The following is a 4,451-nucleotide window of genomic DNA, read 5'->3' on the forward strand; positions in this document are numbered from 1 at the left end:
CGCTGAAGACACCTGCGCCGCAGATCGAGAACAAGGGCAACATCGAGCTCGTCGGCAAGTACTACGACAAGCTGGTCGCCGCGCTTGGTGACGACGAGAATTGAGAGGCTCGGTGACGCGTTCTATGCGCGTCACACCCCCGCTGTCATGCCCCGCGAACCGAATACTCCTGAGTCGTCCTGGCGAAAGCCAGGACCCATTACCCCAGGGAGGAATCGCGGCGCGAACTGGTGACCACGAGTCTTCGCACAACTCCCTTTTGGGGTAATGGATCCTGGATCGGCGCTCGCAATACTCGCTTGTCCAGGACGACGACGGAGAGATTGGTCGGATTGACTCATAAACCGAAAGCCCCGGAGACATCTCCGGGGCTTTCGTCGTTTCGCCGCTTGCCGCGCGATGCAGCTACGTCCTTGTCCGCATTCGCATCATGAAGCTGTCGAAGCTCAGCTCCGCGACCTGCATCCAGGCCAGCGACTCGCTGCGATAGGCGGTGAGGCTGGCATACATCTTGGCAAAATGCGGGTTGCTCTTGGCGAGATCGGCGTAGACCCCATTGGCCGCGCCGTAGCAGGCTTCGAGCACCTCCTGCGGGAACGGCTTGAGGATCGCACCGGCAGCCAGCAGACGCTTCAGCGCCGGCGGGTTGACCGAATCGTACTTGCCCGTCACCCAGGTGAAGGTATCCAGCGATGCCGCGCTGATTGCAGCCTGATAGTGCTTCGGCAGCGCATTCCACTTTTCGAGGTTCATGAGGTTGTGGCCCTGGCCGGTGCCTTCCCACCAGCCCGGATAATAATAATACTTCGCCACCTTCACGAAGCCGAGCTTCTCGTCGTCATACGGTCCCACCCACTCCGCCGCATCGATCGTACCCTTCTCCAATGCGGGGTAGATATCGCCGGCGGCGATCTGTTGCGGCACGCCACCCAGCTTCGAGATGATGGTGCCCGCGAAGCCGCCGACGCGGAATTTCAGCCCCTTGAGGTCATCAACCGTCTTGATCTCCTTCCGGAACCAGCCGCCCATCTGGGCGCCGGTCGAGCCTGTCGGCACGCCGATCGCGTTATGCTCCTTCAGGAGCTCGTTGAGCATGTCCTGACCACCGCCCCATATCAGCCACGAGATGTGCTGGCGCGTGTTGAGCCCGAACGGCAGCGAGGTGCCGAAGGTGAAGGCGGGATTCTTGCCCCAATAATAGTAAAGCGCGGTATTGCCCATCTCGACCGTGCCGTTCGAGACGGCGTCGAGCACCTGCAATCCCGGGACGATTTCGCCGGCGGCGAAGGGCTGGATCTGGAACTTATTGTCGGTGATCTCGGCGACGCGCTTGCAAAAATATTCGCAGCCGCCGTACAGCGTATCCAGAGATTTCGGCCAACTCGCCGCAAGCCGCCATTTCACCTCGGGCATCGATTGCGCGATAGCCGGTGCAGCAACTGCGCTTGCGGCAAGGCCCAGCCCGCCTGCCGTCAGGAATTTACGACGTTCCATGCATTTCCCTCCTGTGATGTCGAGTCCTCGACGAGGGGATCGCGATCTTGGCGCCGCTTTGTCTTCGCCGCTGGCCGACGTTTCTTGGTGTCCGAAATTCAAGTGTCCGGATCGCAGTCAGGATGACCAAAGGGCGACGGCAAAGCAAGCGCACTTTTGGTTGTGCTGCCGGCGACGCCCTCAATGCTGCGCTGCGAACGCAGCCTCCATGGCCTTGCGTGTTTTCACTGTTTCGTTGCCGGCATCGAACTCGACGTCGCCCCAGCGCACTACCGCGCCATGCGCGACGTCATGCCTCAGCTTCACGCCGTGCGCGAGGCCGATCGGCAGTGCGCCGGCCTTCAGGCTCGCGACCGCCGGTACCAGCTTGCCCCATACCGTGTAGCCGCCTTCGCCATCCAGCATCTCGCCGGCGCGCAGATTGCGTTTTGCCACAGCCGCGACATCGCCGCGGAAGCCGTAAGGCTGGCCGGTCGGCTCGCCCCGCAGCGCCGCCGACAGCACCGAGATGTTCAGCTCGAGCCCGATCAAATGGTAGGGCTTGTACATCGCCGCGAAGCGTCCGCTGGCGTCGGTTTTCAGGCCGTATTGCCTGAAGCAGTCGGCAGCATAATCGTTCGGCGCCTCCAGCACGACATAGACGCCCCAGCGCAGGTCGCGAAACACCGGCCGGCCGTCGCGCTCGAGTGAAGAGACCACTTCCACCACGCCCGATCGCTCCAGCACGCCGCCGCGCGAGCGCGGCCGCATGATGTGCGGCAGATCGTCGACGCCGCAGGGCGGAAACAGCAAGCCGTCCGCGGGGACGTCGAGGGCGCAGGCATTGGCGATCGCGGCCATCTCGATCGCCGATTTGGTGCCGTCGAGGAAGGAGTTGAACATCTGCGGGTTCATGCCGGCCGACTGCGCTTCGCCTGCGGTGAGGCCGTAATGCTGCCAGACGCCATCGGGCGTCACGTCGTGATAGGCCGGCAGATATTTTGTGCCCTTGCCGGCAGCGACGACGTGGAATCCTGTCGCGCGCGCCCAATCCACCATCTCCGCCGTCAGCGCTGGCTGATCGCCATAGGCGAGCGAATAGACCACGCCCGCTTTTCGCGCTCCCTCCGCGAGCAGGGGGCCCGCCAGCACGTCGGCCTCGACATTGACCATCACGATATGCCTGCCGGCCGCAATCGCAGCGCGCGCATGCTTGATGCCGACGGCGGGATTGCCGGTCGCTTCCACCACCACGTCCATCGCGCCGCCGGCGATGGCGCGCACACCGTCATCGGTGAAGGTGGTCGCGGCGATGCGGTCTGCGTCCCAGCCGACGGTGCGGCAGGCCTCGCGTGCCCGATCGCGGTCGATGTCGACGATGACAGGCACCTCCAGCCCCGGCGTGTGCGGCACCTGCGCCAAAAACATCGAGCCGAATTTCCCGGCGCCGATCAGCGCGACGCGAACGGGCTTTCCGGCGGAAGCGCGGGCCTGCAGGAGGCGGAAGAGGTTCATGTTGATATCCGATCATGATCGTGTCCCGGACGCGGTGCAGCGCTTCTTCAGCGCTGCTCCGCAGAGCCGGGACCCAGTGCGAGGGAATTCGGCGCGGCGTGGGCCCCGGCTCTGCAGCGCATCGTCGAAGGAGACGCTGCGCCGCGTCCGGGGCACGAGAGCAATCTACTCCGCCGCCTGCCGCGGCGCACGGGCGAGCCGCAGCAGGGCGTCGTCGTCCACCGGCTTGATCGGCGCGAAATCGCGATGCGCGATGTACTCCGGCCGCGTCGGCGTGCGGATGTAGTTCGAGACCGCGTTCAGCGTCAGATACACGATCTTGCGCGGATAGGGCGTGATGTTGCCGGCCGAGCCGTGCACGAGATTGCCGTGGAACATCAGCATGCCGCCGGGCTTGCCCGTGGGGGCCACGATGCCGCCCTGCTTGACGAGCCGCGTCACGGTGTCCTCGTCCAGCGTCCATAGCGGATAGGACGTGGTGGCGAGGTCATGCGAGGCTTCGAGATCGCCGGCGTTCTGGCTGCGTGGCACCAGCATCAGGGGGCCGTTGATCGGCATGACTTCGTCGAGGAAGATCGCGATGTTCATCGCGCGCGGCTCCGGCATGCCGTCGTCGCGCTTCCAGGTGCCGTAATCCTGGTGCCACTGCCAGACGTCGCCGGTGAAGGCCGATTTCGCGTTGATCTTGAACTGGTGCATGTAGACCGGCTCGCCGAACACCTGCTCGACCGGCTCGATCATGCGCGGATGTGCGCCCAGGATGCCGAACGCCTCGTTGTAGAGATGCGCGGCAAAGGCGGTGCGCGGTGCGCCGCTCTTCTCGCGCCAGACTTCGGGCCGGTTGGCATCATAGATGCCGACCGCCTCGCGCGCGAGCAGATCGACCTCCTCCTGACTGAACAATTCGGGCAGGAACAGCCAGCCCTCGCGGTGGAAGAACTCCAATTGCTCCTGAGACAGTTTCATGGGTCGTCCTCCTGTTGCTTGTTTATCTGTTTTCTCTCTCGTCATGCCCGGGCTTGTCCCGGGCATCCACGTTCTTCGGGCGTCGAGCAAAGGCGTGGATGGCCGGGTCAAGCCCGGCCATGACGGCGCAGGTGCAACTACGCCGCCACCTCCTCAGTCGCCCTCAACCTTTCCTCAGTCATCCGTCCCGCCGTCTGCGCATGCGCCAGCGCCGCGCGTTCGGCGGCGTTCGCATCGCCCGCGAGAATGTGTTTGGCGATATCGGCATGCTCCGCCCAGGCGCTGCCGCGATAGTCGAGCTCGGCGAGCACCGTCGCCATCGAGCGGCGCATGTGCGGCCATTGCGGCGCCATCGTCTCCTCGATCACGGGATTGCCGGCGAGCTGATAGATGGCGCGGTGAAAATCGACGTCGAGCACGATGAGCTCGGCGAGCGTCGTGTTGCGGTCGATGCGGCGTCCGGCCGCGAGCGCCGCCTCCAGCCGCGCGCAAGCCGC

At 64.6% G+C, this 4,451-nt stretch carries 5 protein-coding genes (1 of these 5 only partly in view); 1 reads left to right on the plus strand and 4 read right to left on the minus strand.

Annotated features, from left to right (window positions below; translation table 11 throughout):
- Positions 1-104: the final stretch of a hypothetical protein gene (locus CWO91_RS28865; RefSeq protein ID WP_130218405.1), read on the plus strand. It extends 496 nt beyond the left edge of the window; the window shows 104 of its 600 coding nt (coding positions 497-600); the start codon falls outside the window, past its left edge; the stop codon is at positions 102-104.
- Between the two features lie 301 nt (positions 105-405).
- Here CWO91_RS28865 and CWO91_RS28870 read toward each other — a convergent pair whose 3' ends face one another.
- The 4 genes from CWO91_RS28870 to CWO91_RS28885 all read right to left on the minus strand — a co-directional run.
- Positions 406-1,494: a TRAP transporter substrate-binding protein gene (locus CWO91_RS28870; protein WP_130218407.1), complete on the minus strand. Its 1,089-nt coding sequence runs from the start codon at positions 1,492-1,494 to the stop codon at positions 406-408.
- A gap of 180 nt (positions 1,495-1,674) precedes the next feature.
- Entirely contained in the window at positions 1,675-2,988 is a 1,314-nt protein-coding gene (locus CWO91_RS28875; RefSeq protein WP_130218409.1) for an NAD(P)H-dependent oxidoreductase, read from the minus strand.
- Between the two features lie 165 nt (positions 2,989-3,153).
- Positions 3,154-3,954, minus strand: coding sequence for a phytanoyl-CoA dioxygenase family protein (locus CWO91_RS28880; protein ID WP_130218411.1), 801 nt, complete (start codon positions 3,952-3,954; stop codon positions 3,154-3,156).
- 137 nt (positions 3,955-4,091) lie between these two features.
- On the minus strand, positions 4,092-4,451 hold a 360-nt coding region (locus tag CWO91_RS28885; protein WP_130218413.1), incomplete at its 5' end, for an FCD domain-containing protein.

The organism is Bradyrhizobium genosp. SA-3 (assembly GCF_004212635.1).
Taxonomy (GTDB): Bacteria; Pseudomonadota; Alphaproteobacteria; order Rhizobiales; family Xanthobacteraceae; genus Bradyrhizobium.